Genomic DNA, 15,054 nt, shown 5'->3' on the forward strand with positions numbered 1-15,054 from the left:
GAGTATTTCAGTATCAAAAGGAAAAATCGTGATTCTTGACTCGTAACTCCTATGTCCTACGTCCTACGTCTTATTATCTTAAGTCGTTTTTACAAAGCATCTACCATCTACCCACTACAAACTATCTACTACCATCTCAAATCTGTCCAAAAGAAAAGCCGCATTTAAAATGCGGCTTTTTTAATAATTATAGATACAATAGTTTATTCAACAATAAACTTCCCTTGCATAAGAGCGTAATGTCCTGGGAAGGTACATAGGAAGGTATAGGTACCTGCTGCAGGTGCGTCAAACTCTATTGTAGTTGTTTCTCCTCCACCAATCATTTCGGTGTGGGCGATAAACTTATCTTTCATATCTGCAGGGATATAATCTGTTTCTTTAGCTAAAGCAGCAGCCTGTCCTATGGTAGCCATATCGGCATCTGCAGTAAGTAATGCCCAGTTATGACCCATTACCTCTTCAGACATTTTACCTACGTGCTTTAGGGTTAATTTTACTTTTTGACCTGCTTTAACGCGAATCTCACTCTTGTTAAATTTCATTTGGTCGTTTCCTTCTATAGTAATAACAGCTAAATTCGGATCTGCATCGATATCTTCAGTAACTTCTTTCTCTACTGTCTTCTGAGTTCCGATTTTCATCTCAGTTTTTTCTTCTTTTTTATTATCTCCGCAGCTCATAACTAAAGCGGCAGCAAAAACTAATAGTAACTTTTTCATAGTTTAAAAATTTATGGTTATATCAAAAACAAAACTAACTGCTATAATCAGCATTTCAAAATTAACACATCAATTCTTTGAATTATTGTGAAAAAATATAACAAATTTTTAGTTCTAAAATGAAGATTAAGTAAAATTTAAGTTAGGAGTGCAGAGTTAGGAGTAAGGAGTTTAAAATTAAGAATTAAGAATTATGAGGTTACTTTACTAATTCAGAGTTAGGTTTTAAAAGTTATGAGTTAAGAGTTGAGAGTTAGGAGTTAGTTTAATTTTGAGGTGCTTGGATTAAGACATTATTTAATTCAGAATTAAGAATACAGAATTATGAAATTGGGATGTACTAGTTATGAGTTCAGGGTACAGGTTTAAAAATTATGAATTTAGAATGCAGAATTCAGAATTATGAGGTTAATTTACTAATTCAGAGTTAGGAGTGGAGTTTAAATCTGGGGTGTGTGATTAAAACTATTTGTAATTCAGAATTAGGAATACAGAATTATGAATTTGGGATTTACTTGTTATGAATTCAGAGTTCGGAGTGGAGTTTAAATCTAGGGTGTTTGTGATTAAGACATTATTTAATTCAAAATTAGGAACACAGAATTATGAATTTGGGATTTATTAGTTATGAGTGAAGATTAAAAAATTATGAATTCAGAATGCAGAATTCAGAATTTTCTAGTTTAGAGTTTTGAGTTAAGAGTCGTGTTAGATGCGGCGTGAAGGAGACTAAAGATAATTATGAATGCTGAATTCAGCGTGAATATTTCTATATAAAGGCAAAATGTTACGTCATGACTCGTGCCTCCTACGTCATAAACCCTATGTCCTATGTCCTATGTCCTACGTATCACTACATTAGGTCCTGTTTCCGAAGCATCTACCAACTATCAACTACAATCTCTGTTCTCTTCTCTCTATTCTAATAAGTATCTTGACTCTTGGCTCTTGTTTCTTGGTGCCTCATTACCGAGGCATCTACCAACTACTCTCTACAAACTACCCACTACAATCTCCCCTCTCACCACTAAAATCTCTAATCTCTATTCTAATAAGTATCTTGTGTCTAGACTCTAGTTTCTTGTATCTTGAATCCTGTCTATAAAACATCTATCCATCAAAAACAAAATCCAAAACAAGCCTAAACCTATTTCGGATTTTTTATAGTTGAAATTATATCGTTGTATTACCTCCCAAACATCCTTTGCCAGAAAGTTTTCTTATTCTGTCCATAAGTGTAACCATATTTATTACCGTATCCAAAATTGGTCATTGATACGTTGTTTAGAACAAAAGCTAGGTTCTTTAACTTCCCGCTTTTTTTGTTATCTAAAGGAAAGTTAAGTAGGTTTTTATGTGTATATCCAGCTCTAACTGTATAAATTGTTATATCAGAGTACTTATTTATCAATAGCGTATCAGTTACCAACATTGAAGGTGCTGTATCCACCACTACATAATCAAATTTAGCAGCTAACTCGTTAAACAGTTCTTCAGTGCGTTTTTGCATCCATAATTCGGCAGGGTTAGGTGGAATTGCCCCAGCAGGCATTAGCCATAAATTCTTTTGTTTAGAGGCAGGTTGTAAATAATCCTCGGCACATGTATCAGAGTAAACCAAATATTCTACTACACCTTTATCATTTTGTCCATTAATATAGCGGTGTAACTGAGGGTTTCTAATATCGGCACCTACTACCACAACTTTAGAACCTCCATTAGCTAAGGTAACTGCCAAGTTTGCAGAGACAAAAGTTTTTCCTTCTCCCTTTACTGTAGAGGTTACAAAAATAACTTTCCCTCTGGATTTATCTACTAATTTATCTAAAAACAGATACTTTAAATTAGTACTTAGTATCCTAAAAGATTCTGCTAGAATTGAAGTGTCATTTTCAGTTATTAAGTCTTCCTCCTTTCTACCTAATTCTGGCAATTCACCAACTATCCCTATTTCCTCCGCATGACGTTCTAAATAAACACGATTTCTAATTTTGTTGTCTAAAAGTTGTCTTAGATAAATAACAGAAAACGGTAGAAGTAGTCCTATAACTATAGCGCCAAGCAAATAAATCTCTTTTTTTACAGGTATTGTTTGACTATAAGCCTGATCCACCACTTTTGCTCTAGGAGAAGTAACTGCCATAGCAATTGCATTTTCTTCTCTTTTTTGAAGTAGATATAAATACAAAGTCTCTTTTACTTCTTGTTGTCTAACAATACTTCTAAATGTTTTCTCTTTATCAGGAAATTGACGAATGTTTGAACCAACGGTTCCCTTTTCCCTATTAATTTCCCCTAAACTTACCCTCAACGACTGTTTGGCATTTAGCATGCTTTCCAAAACATTAGCACGCACCTCACTAATCTGCTCATCAAGACCAACAACTAATGGATTTTTAGTGGTACTGCTCTGCAACAAGCGATTTCGCTCCATTATTAGTTGATTGTATTCATCCACCACAGCCGAAAATCCTTGCTCTCCTCCAGCAAGATTTGCAGGAAGTAAATCTGTATTTGAACTATTTTTTAAATAATCCATCATAGTATTAACCAAGGCTATCTGAGTTTCAACTGCTATTTGCTTTTGATTTACTTGGTTTGAATTTTGCAAATACATACCTCCCTCTGCTTCAATATTTGTAAGTAGGTTCTTTTCTTTAAACTCTACTTTTCCAGTTTCTACACTGTCGAGCTCTTTAGTGATTAACTCTAACCTCCCTTGAATAAAATCAGCTGTGTTTTGAGCTATCATATTTCTATCGTTCATAGAGTCAGCATTATACTGATCTATTAACTCACTAAGGGTCGCCCTCGCTTTTTCAGGAGAATCGGAAGTTAACGTAATAAGAATAACACTACTTTTATCGTTTAAGGGGCCTACTTCAACTGAAGAACGTATACCAGCAGCTACTGAGGATTTGCTTTTTATTGAGACCCTAATTTCATCAAATTCTCCACTTTTCTCAGCTCTTTTTAAGGCTTCGACTTTTGGAGTTACCAATATATTAGTCCATCCCAAATCTATAAGGTCTCCAAAGTTATAGACTCCTATCTCTTCTTTTTCACTGTTTTTTAAACTGAATTCAACACTAGAAAGTGGAAGAATATAAAATGAACCGCTAGAATTATTCACCTCACCATTTGGTGCAATTACTTTAACCTCGAAAGCTGGATTTACAAATATTACTGCATCTCTAATATTTCCTTCTTTGATATAGGAAACATTTAGGTTTAGTGTTTCAACCACTCGTTCTGTAAGTCCTCTCGACTGCAGAACTACCATTTCATTTGCAAAGTCGGAAAAGCTCATCTTGGAAACTAAGCCCATATCCTGAAAAGCGGCCAGTTCAGATTTATCTTCATTTTTAATTAATACTGTTGCTTTAGCACTATAGGTAGGAGGCGTATAGCGCAAATAAATTAAAGCTACAATTAATGCAATAATAACACATCCTATAAACCAGGGCCAATTTCTTAGGTATACGTCAATATGCTCTCTTATAGATAATTCTTGCTGCTGATTAGTATTTTGAGGAAGATCTTGCATTTTATTTATTTAATGAAAACGACTACTAAAGTTGTAATAAAAGTAGCTATAGATATTAGGTATGTTGCAATAGGGTTAATTCCAGATTGTTGAACCACTACATTATTTGGTTCCACATATACAACATCGTTTTGCTGTAGATAATAAAATTCGCTTTCCATAATATTAACATCTCGTAAGTCTAAATAAGCATATTCTTTTTTCCCATTATTCTCACGAAGTACTAATATATTGTCGCGTTTGCCATATACACTTAAATCCCCTGCAAGACTTATCGCTTCAGTAAGCGTAAGTCGTTCTCCTTGTACAGAGTAAGTCCCTGGACTATTAACACCTCCAAGTATACTCACTTTAAAGTTTAAAACATTAATAATCACAATTGGGTCTAGGATATATTCAGAGATTTGCTCGGTAAGTTTTTCACTTAACTCTACTCTCGTAAGTCCTGCGGCTTTAATTTTTCCTAAAACAGGGAAGTTAACAGTGCCGTCTGCGCCAACTAAGTACCCTTGACGTTCTGCTAGTAATCCCCCACTGGATTCTAAAACTAAATTAAAGGGTTTAACCGCAATAGGATCATAAGCTGTAACAGTAATATTTAAAATATCGTTAGGCTTTATCTTAAAATTACTTTGAACACTATCCAATTGCGCTAATTGTTCAGGTAAGTTCTGAAAATAAACTATTTCCTTTTTGGATGTGCAAGAAGCTATCAGTAAAAGGAAAAACACTGAGAAAAATATTTTAGTTGCGAATTGTTTCATTTAAGATTATTTATTGCAAATATAATTTTTTATTTATAGTGTTAAAATGGTAATTCTATATAGAATTTTATTCAATTTGTTTATCCAAAGTTGAATATTCCGAATTTTGGCTTACAAATTCTGGCACTAATATTTTTAGCTTTTTAATGATGTCTTTCTTTTTTCCCACACTATCCGCCATAAGCTCTAACTCATCAATAGCATTGCAAATAACATTATAGTCATGAGGCACTGTACTGCAAACCATAATTTTTGGATGATATGTCGGAAGTGTATTTTCCCCGTCTATCAATAGCTCTTCATACAATTTCTCACCTTGTCTTAATCCTACTATTTCAATAGGGATATCTTTATAGGGTTTAAAGCCACTAAGCTTAATCATTCGTTCGGCCAAGTCTAATATTTTAACGGGTTTACCCATATCAAATACAAAAATCTCTCCTCCTTTTCCCATTGTTCCCGCCTGTAATACTAGCTGACAAGCTTCTTTAATAGTCATAAAATAACGAATAATATCCTTATGCGTCACCGTTACTGGACCTCCATTTTTAATTTGCTCTCTAAAAAAAGGAATTACCGAGCCATTACTGCCCAATACATTTCCAAATCGCGTGGTGATAAATTTTGTGGTTATCCCCGGAGTACGTTGTAAGGACTGTACAAACATTTCAGCAGCACGTTTTGATGCACCCATTACGTTACTAGGGTTTACTGCCTTATCTGTAGAAACCATTACAAAACGCTCACATCCATACTTTACAGAAAGCTCTGCTAACGTACGGGTTCCTACTATATTTGTTCTAATTGCCTCCCTTGGATGACGCTCCATCATAGGCACGTGTTTATATGCTGCAGCGTGATAAACTACGTCAAACTTAAACTTTTTAAAGATACCCTCCATTCTCCCTTTCTTAGTTACATCAGCAAGGAAAATACTGTAATTAAGATGTGGGAAGTTATTCTTTAAATATATTTCTACCCCGTGTAAAGGACTTTCGCCATTGTCTAAAACAACCAATAGTCTAGGGTTTATTTCAGCAATTTGTCGAACTAATTCACTTCCTATGCTCCCTGCGCCTCCAGTAATGAGAATCGTTTTATCTTTAAGATCTTTTGATATTAGCTCGATATCGGTTTCAATAACACTTCGCTCCAAAAGGTCCTCGATTCTAAGAGGGTCAATCTTTAATGGTTTTTTTGAAATATCACTCCATTGCTCTGGCAATGATAAATTATAGACCTCAAGTCCCACAGAAAAACACGCTTCTGCTATAGAGTTTCGTTCATCAACGGAAAGCAAATCTCCAACAAACAATACCCCATCTGCATTGTGCTTAGATTTGGTTGATTCTAAGTTTGATTCAATATCATCATCGGTATAACAAACAGGAAGATTCAAAATTTTAAATCTCTTTCGCTTTTCTTTAGTGGTTAAAAATGCAACAGGTCGATAAATAGAAGCTGAATCGGATAAAATAGCATGTGAAAGCGAAATTGTTTTATCGTCAATTCCCAATACAATAACGCGCTTTTTTAAACGCCCCGAAGTAGCTGCAGCGCGAAGAAAGCGGTACATTTCTTTTATGGTAATTCTAAAGGCAAGTAACAAGGTTAACGATAAAAAGGTGTATAGTAATATGGTAGTAGTAAGGAATAGCTTTGCACCATTAAAATAATAGAACACCATATTCCCTGCCATAGTAATAACTAGAAATGCCAAGGTAGACTTTGCAAAACGATAAACATCTGCAAAAGTGCTATGCCTTATAATCCCAGAATAGGTTCGGAATATAATAAAACACAAGAAGTGTAGGCCTATTAGCAATAAAGCTTTTTGTGGTATCGATAAAAATTGATTGAAAAATACTGGAGTTTCACTTAAGATAAGCCAAGTAAGCAAAAAAGAGACGCCACAAATAGAAAGATCTATTAATGCCACCATCCAACGCGGTAAATAGCGTTGTCCTAAAATAAAGTCTCTAAACCTACTGTAAAGTCTAAAGGCAAGAAAAGTAAATTTTCCTGGCATTTTCATTATACGCTATTTTTTAAGTAATTAATAACGGTCTCTGTAATCCTTGATCTATCTGCATCATTTAAATTACTTCCTGAAGGCAAACACAAACCTGTTTTAAAAAGTCGTTCTCCTACCCCATTTACATAGGAAGGAGCATCTTTAAATACAGGTTGTAAATGCATTGGTTTCCATAAAGGTCTTGCCTCGATGTTTTCATTTAATAAAAATGTGCGTAGGGCTTCAGGATTTAATTTTGCTGTTGTATTTGTAAATGTAATGCAACTCAACCAATGATTACTATAAATAGCATCATTTGCTTCCTTAAAAACCTCAATTTCATTTACATCTTTAAAAAGATCTTGATAAAATAAATTCATACCTCTTCTTAAGGATACGTGTTTATCGAGAACCTCCATTTGACCGCAGCCTATTCCAGCGCTTATATTACTAAGCCTATAGTTATACCCTATTTCAGAATGCTGATAATGTGGTGCGTCATCTCTAGCTTGGGTTGCTAAGAATATAGCTTTGTTTTTATGAGCAAGTTGATTTGAAACTAAAGCCCCTCCACCTGAAGTCGTTATTATTTTATTCCCATTAAAAGACAAAATAGAAATATCACCAAAAGTTCCGCATTTTTTTCCATTATAACTACTCCCTAGAGCTTCAGCACTATCTTCTACAATAGGGATATCATATTTATCAGCAATTGTTCTTAAGGCTGTTACCTTATACGGCATACCATACAAATGAACCGCCACTATAGCTTTAGGCTTTTTTCCTTTCGCTAGACGGTCTTTTATAGCTGTTTCCAATAATTCAGGACACATATTCCAAGTTTCCTCTTCACTATCTACAAACACAGGAGTTGCGCCTTGGTAAAGAATTGGATTTGCAGAAGCTGAAAACGTCATACTTTGACACAGTACTTCATCCCCTTTTCCCACACCTAAAATTATTAAAGCTAGATGAATTGCCGAAGTTCCAGAACTAAGGGCTGCTACATGACTTCCTGACTGTAAATATTGCTCCAATAACGATTCGAATTGGGAAACGTTTGGCCCTAAAGGTGCTATCCAATTTGTGTGAAATGCTTCTTTTACAAAGTCTAATTCACTACCGCCCATGTGGGGTGAGGATAGGTAAATCTTATCTTTCATTAATTATAGAATAATTGAAAACTACTACTTGTGAAGTTACATAAATTTGTAATAAAACACCTCACGTATAATAAGTTTCAGTTAGATGACTCTTTTGTTTAAATAAACAGTAATCAGGGAGGTTGCAAAGATATAAATTATTTACCCAAATTCACCAACAACATCCTACTACTCAATGAATAGTTTGGAAGTAAAAATATACAAATAAGCGATTCCAAATTAACTCAAATTTTATGAAGTCATGAGCTATATCGATTTACGCGATATTATAAAAGTATTCTTTAAGATTTAGCAAACATTACAATTTAAATTAACCTCTAATTAATAAGAAGTAAATCCTAATTCTTACATTGTATTTCCCTAATTTAAAAAAGCAAAAAAAAAATGACCTAATATTAATTTATTATAACGAAGCTTTTGGTCTAAATAATATCAAAAACAAATATTTACAATAAACCTTAGTGATTTTCAACTTTATCCAACAAATCAGTTTCTTTCATTAATATAGGCTCCGCATCAACATCTCTTAAAAAGATTAGATCACTTTCAAATTTATACATTCTATAATTTAGGTCAAAAGCTTTGGGATTTTGCAATAAATTCACAATATCTTCGCTAAAGTTAGCTCCCGCTGCTGCAAAAAGCATGTTGAAGGCAACCATCCTTACATTAATTTCTGTCAAATATGGCTTTCCATTTTCATTTTCCTTGAAATCTGCTGTAAAAAAACCGTGAAGTTTTTTACCAGCATTCTTTTCTATGAGACGAAGTGCTTTTTCAGAAAGCTCAATAAGTTTGGGCTCATTTATTAATCTACCGAATGAAGTATTACCTGTAATCCCAGAAGGAGCCACCTTACTCATTATATAATTAACACGTTCTCCAGTCGCTGATCTTATTAATTTCCCCTCATGGAATAGTAATTTACATGCCAAATTTCGTCCTGGTAAGTATGTACTCCCTATAAAATTAGAAACATTCGGATTTATTGTAATCCAATTCTTTAAACTAGCACTATCTTCTATTTTTAAGGAACCAAGACCACTAGATCCTGAGGTTGAGCGAATCCAAAATGGGTAACCCAACTTTTTCTTTATAATTTCTAGATTAATTTTATCTGGAGAAATATTTAATGAATTTGGCACCAAGTCAGTATCTTCTAAGATTTTTGTCATTAAAGACTTATCTATCAAGTTTTTTACTATATCATAATCAGGCAATAAGACTTTACAAGGCCAATCATTACCTTGATATTTATATCTAGTCCATTCTAGAACTTCCAATTCAGGCTGCACAATTGCTAAATCTACTTTTTCATCGATGATTATCTTTTCCAATGTAGACCAATAATTACTATTATCAGCAGAAGGGATAACATACGTTTTACTATACAAGTCCTTTTCATATAATCCATGAGCCAAAGGATTGACATCTGTTCCAATTAATCGAACTTTTAATTTACTAAATCTTAGTAAAGAGCGAGCAATACTCCTAGGGGTTGGACCTCCAACACCATTAATCAAAATTGTTACATTCATTCTATTTAATTTTTACCATTAAAAGGTTGCATAGGTCTATCCTCTTGCTGATTTATACCTTCTTTTTTTATAACTTTCAAAACAGTTTGATAAAGTATTTTCAAATCTAATGCTAAGCTTAAATTATCAACATACTCAACATCTAACTGAAATTTTTTTGTCCAAGATATAGAATTTCGTCCATTGACTTGCGCCCAACCTGTTATACCTGGTCGCACTTCATGTCTGCGAAGTTGTTCTTCAGAGAATAATGGGATATATTTAAAAAGCAGGGGTCTTGGTCCCACTAAACTCATTTCTCCTTTTAAAACATTAATTAGTTGTGGAAGTTCGTCTATGGATAGTTTTCGAATTATTTTTCCGAGACTAGTTATGCGCTGATGATCCGGTAACATTTCACCTTGCTCATTACGCTGATCAGTCATAGTTTTAAATTTAATAATCTTAAAAGCCTTTTGATTCTTACCAGGTCGTGTCTGCAAAAAGATTGGGGTACCCTTGTTTTGAAAAATTAAAATAATCGAAGTAAGAATTAAAAATGGCGATAGTAAAAAAATTAAACAAAACGAAATAATAAAATCTAAAATTCTTTTAAATATTGCTCTGTACATGTCAAATATTTCTATATAGATTCACAGTTTTTCTAAATTTACCAGAACTTAATAAAGGGATTCCTTCAACATATTTAATTTTAAAATCTGCATCTGAACCTAAATAAGATTTAAATTCATTAACTAACTGTTTTTCTCTTTTAAATCCATTTGGACAATTAATATTAAATTGATAAGATTTTTCTCCAAGTTGTATCAATTGATACTGATCTATTTCACTGTATTGCCACATATTTTTATACATTATATAAGAAGAAACAATTTCACCAGAAGTGTTAAACAACAAATCTAATTTTCGACCTTCCACTGTCTTTAAAAAGGTTCTTCCATCAATTGATATTTTTGCACCTAAATCACCAGTGTCATATCTAATTAGAGGCATAGCATAATTAAAAAGATCAGTTATTACTATTCGACCTAGTAAGCCATCCTCAATAACTTCATCTTTTTCTAGATGGAAGATTTCAATAAAAAAACTAGCTGTATTTACAAGAAAATTATCACTATTACTTTCCTGTTGAGCAATAATTCCATTTTCTATATTACTATATCTTGACACTACTTGACATTTAAATAAATTTTGCAATTTATAACGAGTTTCAGGAGATAATGATTCAGACATAGTAATTACTCCTGAAAATTTGCAAGATAAATCCAATATATTATTCTTTGCACAATATTTAGCTACCTGTTCCAATGCAGAAACATACCCCAATACAGTATGAATTTTCGTGGATTTTTTTTTGAAATCAATTAATAAACTTTCAATATTTTTATCATTTAAATTTATTACATCTATAGGGAGAATATTCTGCAATCTAAATCGCCAAGAGGCTTGCATATTCTTTTTCACCCATATCTTTAGATAAATCAACTTATTACCTAAATTATATCCTCCCAATTCTCCAAAATATAACGTATCAGCATGATTTCGAGCTTTTTTATTTTTATCTTGATAGATTGTAAATGGAGTTCCAGTAGAGCCAGAAGTGGTCATTTTTATTAATCCCTTATCTATAAAATTACTTGCCCTGAATTCATCTTTGTTTGATTTAATTATCGTTTTATTAACTATTGGATATTCTTTTAAACTTTTATACTCAAATTTATTATAATAGGGAACATTTTTGGATGCATGACTCAGCAAATTGTATAAATCTTTTGATGAGTTAGAATTTTTCGTTTGAAAATGCTCCTTAATTTCAATATAATTATTTGTAATTCTTGAACCACTTAGGTTTTCCTTAATTCTAAATAAGAGTTTAGTTATATTCATTTACTTCATTTTAAATAAAATATGTTGGATGTTTTAAGGTATTATAAAACACTTAAAGTTCTTCATTGCTAATGGGGTTCAAGATTTTTTCATATTCATTAAGAATAGCCTTCCAAACCATATGTTGGTTATATCTACCTACTATAAACTCCCTACTATTTCCCTTCATTAAATTATATTTATTTTTCTCAAATAACATAAAGCTCATACTATTTTCTATAGCTTCTATATTTTTGACTGGTATTATCAATCCATTACTTAAATGTGTAATTATTTCATTACAACCATTAATATTAGTTACAATAGAGGGTAGCCCCATAGCTCCAGCCTGCATGACTACATTTGGAAAACCCTCCCTATAACTAGGGAAAACCAAACTATCAGCTATTGCAAAATATGGCCGAACATCCGCTTGCACACCTACAGAAATAATAGCTGAGTTGGTGTTAATTTGACTTATAGTTTCTGGGTATAAAGGATCCATAACCTCTTCATATGGCCCTACTAATAATAACTTTACATTATCATTTGTTTTAGAAAAATTGGTAAAAGCAGCTATTAGTTCATTTATTCCTTTATCTGCAACCAATCTTCCGACAAAAATAAAGATAAAATCGTCAGATGCTATTTGCAACTTATTTCTTAATTCAGTGCGATCAAAACTTGAATAAAGATTAGGGTCAAAATAGGCAGTATTAATTCCATTAGAGCTACCATTTGCAAGAACTTTAAGTTTTTTAGGGTTGGTATAGTTTGCTTTTAAAATAATATCTTTCAAACCAACGGAGTTTGGGTAAATATGAGTAGCACAAGCATACGTTATTTTTTCCACAATGTCGAGTAATAATCTTTTTTTGCCTTTTGCTTCCAATAAAGGCAACCCAGCGATGGTATGTAGCCTATAGGGAACCCCAGCTAACTTTGCCGCTAACATACTTAAAGTTCCCGCCTTTGGAGTATGAGAATGCACTATTTGTGGTTTTTCTTTTTTAAAAAAAATAAATAAATTAAATAACGACTTTAAATCCTGAAATATCGAAATAGATCTTGTCATCTGTAAAGCTCTCACCCTAATCCCCTCGTTCTTCTTAACATCTTCTAAAGCATCACCAGGACTTGACACGCCAATTACATCAAATCCATTTTCAGACATAAATTTAAGTTGACCTTTAAGTAGGCCACGAAGAGATTGTGGAACAGTTGTAATACGGATTAGCTTGTGATCAATCATTAAAATGGGTTTTATACATTAATATTGTTTATTTTTCAAATTCTAACTGCTAATCTTTTTATAATGCAACTATCTACCTCATTTTAAACGTTTTAAAAATTGGAATTTGTATTTATAATGTTTTTTATTAACCCAACTACGTTTTTTACCAATTCAATAAATAGTTAAGTTTAGGGCTTAATTAATTTAAATCGACTTATTTCTTATTCCTAAGATTAAGAGATAAGAAGGAAAAGCATACTTCAAAAACTTCCTAAACATGTCTCTTTTTTTTTCTAATTTAGAATATGTTAAAGTCAAAAGCTTTTCATTTTTTAGCATCTTCTTTATTTCTATAGCTTTAGAGATACTCATTCTGTATTTTAATAAAAGGTAGAAAATATTTACTGTAAATAGTGTATATTTTTTTTCGAAATATTTTTTTTCTAGATACGACTTGGAGCTATGCTCATTTTCAAAGTTTCTAGTAAATTTAAAAACTTCAAGATAATCCTGAATTAGTTTATTTTTAATATTATTATCTTTATTTCTAGTAATGGATCCTGTAGTTTGAACAAAGCTTTGTAAAACCAAATCTAGAGAACAAACCGATTTAAATAGAAAAAATGTACGTGTATTAAATTCTGAATCCTCACTATAAATTTTTTCCTTAAATCTTAAATTCGCTAATGACTCCCGCCTATATATTTTGTTACAGGCAGAGTTGATACTATTCATCTCTAAATAATATTCTATTCCAGTCAGTATTTTTTCTGGTTGCTTAGGAATAAATTCTGAAAGTAAGGTAAAATCCTCTGATACTAATTTACAGCCTAACTCAAACAAATCTATATTCTTGAATTTCGGAGTAGAAATTTTTTCATTTATAATTGACAGACAGTTAGGCTCCAAATAGTCATCCGCATCTAAAAAAATAATATATTCTCCTGAAGCATGATCTATTCCTGTATTTCTTGCGCCGCCCAAACCCTTATTCTTTTGAGAAAATATTCTTACATTTTTCCTAGCACCAGAAATCTCTCTTGCTAATTGTTCACTATTATCTGGAGATCCATCATTAATAAGCAAAATTTCAATCAACGTATCTTCAATATCTTGTTCAAAAACTGACATTAAAACACGCTCTATAAAAGAAGCCGCGTTAAACATGGGTATGATTATAGAAAATTTCATTCTAAAGAGTTTTTATAGATGCCATTAAAAATGTGAATGTAAAATAAAAGAATAAAATTAATCCTATTTTTTTATATTGTTTCGGAATTACAAACTGTTTTAACAAAGGATATATTATCACTAAACCAATCATAAACCATGAAAGATAAGCAAATCTATTGGAGAAGTTTGCTCGGATTACTAGTATCCAAAAGGCATTGGAAATGACATACGTATTAAACAACCAAAAATATATTTTATCTTTATAGCCTCGTTTCACTATATAATACCATCCTGCAAAAACAGCTGTTGAACTATAAACTAAAAAATCCCAACGAAAGCCGGTGTTTTCAAACTGATTGGCATCAGCTCCAACCGTCAAGTAAGCAAGTCGGTCATCCCCAAGACCTACACTTGAAAATAAACTTTCAAAAAAACCACCTGCTACAAGTGATAATGGAATACACAGAGCCCAAAAAGCTATTACAATCTTTGGTTTATTATAAAAGTTTGATAATATAAATGCCGCTAGTGGTAAAAGCATTGATTTATGAAAAGCTAAGGCCAAAAGAAACCAAATAATTTGTGAAACTCGTTTATCCCTTGACATTCCTAATAGGAATAATGACCCCGCAATTCCATTTCTAATACCATTAGTCCCATAAGCCCAAAAAGAAAAAGCTGTCACCATAAATAAAAAACCATAATACCAATAATTTTTAAACCACTTTTTACAAACAACGAGTAAAGGAATTATATATAGAGCTGCGCATAGTAAAAAGTAGGCGTTTGCTGACATTATTTGGGAACAAAGCTTAGTAAAAAAGTGAAAAAACACATCTTTTTCCGAAGTAATTTCTCCTCCATTAGCATAATGTATAAAATATTGATTGTAAGTTCCCATATCAACGAAGGCCCTACCACTAATAGGCCTAAGTCCAATATAAAATAGCAAAAACACAAAATAAGTTCCTCCAACCACATTCATGAATTTAAAATTCGAATTACTGTCAATGGGTTGACTCTGGGATTGCAG

The 15,054-nt window shown here is 32.4% G+C and carries 11 protein-coding genes; all 11 read right to left on the reverse strand.

Going from position 1 to position 15,054, the window contains the following annotated elements; genetic code table 11:
- Window positions 1-203 precede the first annotated feature (203 nt).
- The gene (azu, locus tag G3A46_RS10555) at window positions 204-722 is read right to left on the reverse strand and encodes an azurin (RefSeq protein ID WP_165149618.1); all 519 of its coding nucleotides are present in this window, start codon (window positions 720-722) and stop codon (window positions 204-206) included.
- 1,186 nt (window positions 723-1,908) lie between these two features.
- Entirely contained in the window at window positions 1,909-4,269 is a 2,361-nt protein-coding gene (locus G3A46_RS10560; RefSeq protein WP_165149620.1) for a polysaccharide biosynthesis tyrosine autokinase, read from the reverse strand.
- A 5-nt stretch (window positions 4,270-4,274) separates the two neighbouring features.
- On the reverse strand, window positions 4,275-5,033 hold the full coding sequence (locus G3A46_RS10565; protein WP_165149622.1) for a polysaccharide biosynthesis/export family protein: 759 nt from the start codon (window positions 5,031-5,033) through the stop codon (window positions 4,275-4,277).
- A gap of 67 nt (window positions 5,034-5,100) precedes the next feature.
- Window positions 5,101-7,068 carry a nucleoside-diphosphate sugar epimerase/dehydratase gene (locus tag G3A46_RS10570; protein WP_165149624.1) on the reverse strand — a complete coding sequence of 656 codons (1,968 nt, stop codon included), beginning with the start codon at window positions 7,066-7,068 and terminating at the stop codon, window positions 5,101-5,103.
- Window positions 7,068-8,210, reverse strand: a complete 1,143-nt coding sequence (locus G3A46_RS10575; protein ID WP_165149626.1) for an aminotransferase class I/II-fold pyridoxal phosphate-dependent enzyme — start codon at window positions 8,208-8,210, stop codon at window positions 7,068-7,070. The genes G3A46_RS10570 and G3A46_RS10575 overlap by 1 nt, the downstream gene beginning before the upstream one ends.
- 458 nt (window positions 8,211-8,668) lie before the next feature.
- A complete protein-coding gene (locus G3A46_RS14260; RefSeq protein ID WP_206736006.1) occupies window positions 8,669-9,748 on the reverse strand; it encodes a hypothetical protein in 1,080 nt (359 codons plus the stop codon).
- A 5-nt stretch (window positions 9,749-9,753) separates the two neighbouring features.
- Window positions 9,754-10,359 (reverse strand): sugar transferase, encoded by a 606-nt coding sequence (locus G3A46_RS10585; protein ID WP_165149628.1) that lies wholly within the window; start codon window positions 10,357-10,359, stop codon window positions 9,754-9,756.
- Window position 10,360: 1 nt separating this feature from the next.
- Complete coding sequence (locus G3A46_RS10590; RefSeq protein WP_165149630.1) at window positions 10,361-11,635, reverse strand: phenylacetate--CoA ligase family protein; 1,275 nt, start codon at window positions 11,633-11,635, stop codon at window positions 10,361-10,363.
- Window positions 11,636-11,687: 52 nt separating this feature from the next.
- Entirely contained in the window at window positions 11,688-12,866 is a 1,179-nt protein-coding gene (locus G3A46_RS10595; RefSeq protein WP_165149632.1) for a glycosyltransferase family 4 protein, read from the reverse strand.
- 186 nt (window positions 12,867-13,052) lie between these two features.
- Window positions 13,053-14,039: a glycosyltransferase family 2 protein gene (locus G3A46_RS10600; RefSeq protein ID WP_165149634.1), complete on the reverse strand. Its 987-nt coding sequence runs from the start codon at window positions 14,037-14,039 to the stop codon at window positions 13,053-13,055.
- 1 nt (window position 14,040) lies between these two features.
- Window positions 14,041-15,000, reverse strand: coding sequence for an EpsG family protein (locus tag G3A46_RS10605; protein ID WP_165149636.1), 960 nt, complete (start codon window positions 14,998-15,000; stop codon window positions 14,041-14,043).
- Window positions 15,001-15,054: the final 54 nt, after the last annotated feature.

This window comes from Aequorivita sp. KMM 9714, from assembly GCF_011065475.1.
Taxonomy (GTDB): Bacteria; Bacteroidota; Bacteroidia; order Flavobacteriales; family Flavobacteriaceae; genus Aequorivita; species Aequorivita sinensis.

Coding starts and splice junctions, on each gene's coding strand:
- G3A46_RS10595 (WP_165149632.1), bottom strand. CDS start 12,866: ATGATTGATCACAAGCTAATCCGTATTACAACTGTTCCACAATCTCTT.
- G3A46_RS10590 (WP_165149630.1), bottom strand. CDS start 11,635: ATGAATATAACTAAACTCTTATTTAGAATTAAGGAAAACCTAAGTGGT.
- G3A46_RS10560 (WP_165149620.1), bottom strand. CDS start 4,269: ATGCAAGATCTTCCTCAAAATACTAATCAGCAGCAAGAATTATCTATA.
- G3A46_RS10575 (WP_165149626.1), bottom strand. CDS start 8,210: ATGAAAGATAAGATTTACCTATCCTCACCCCACATGGGCGGTAGTGAA.
- G3A46_RS10600 (WP_165149634.1), bottom strand. CDS start 14,039: ATGAAATTTTCTATAATCATACCCATGTTTAACGCGGCTTCTTTTATA.
- G3A46_RS10585 (WP_165149628.1), bottom strand. CDS start 10,359: ATGTACAGAGCAATATTTAAAAGAATTTTAGATTTTATTATTTCGTTT.
- G3A46_RS10565 (WP_165149622.1), bottom strand. CDS start 5,033: ATGAAACAATTCGCAACTAAAATATTTTTCTCAGTGTTTTTCCTTTTA.
- G3A46_RS10570 (WP_165149624.1), bottom strand. CDS start 7,068: ATGAAAATGCCAGGAAAATTTACTTTTCTTGCCTTTAGACTTTACAGT.
- azu (WP_165149618.1), bottom strand. CDS start 722: ATGAAAAAGTTACTATTAGTTTTTGCTGCCGCTTTAGTTATGAGCTGC.
- G3A46_RS14260 (WP_206736006.1), bottom strand. CDS start 9,748: ATGAATGTAACAATTTTGATTAATGGTGTTGGAGGTCCAACCCCTAGG.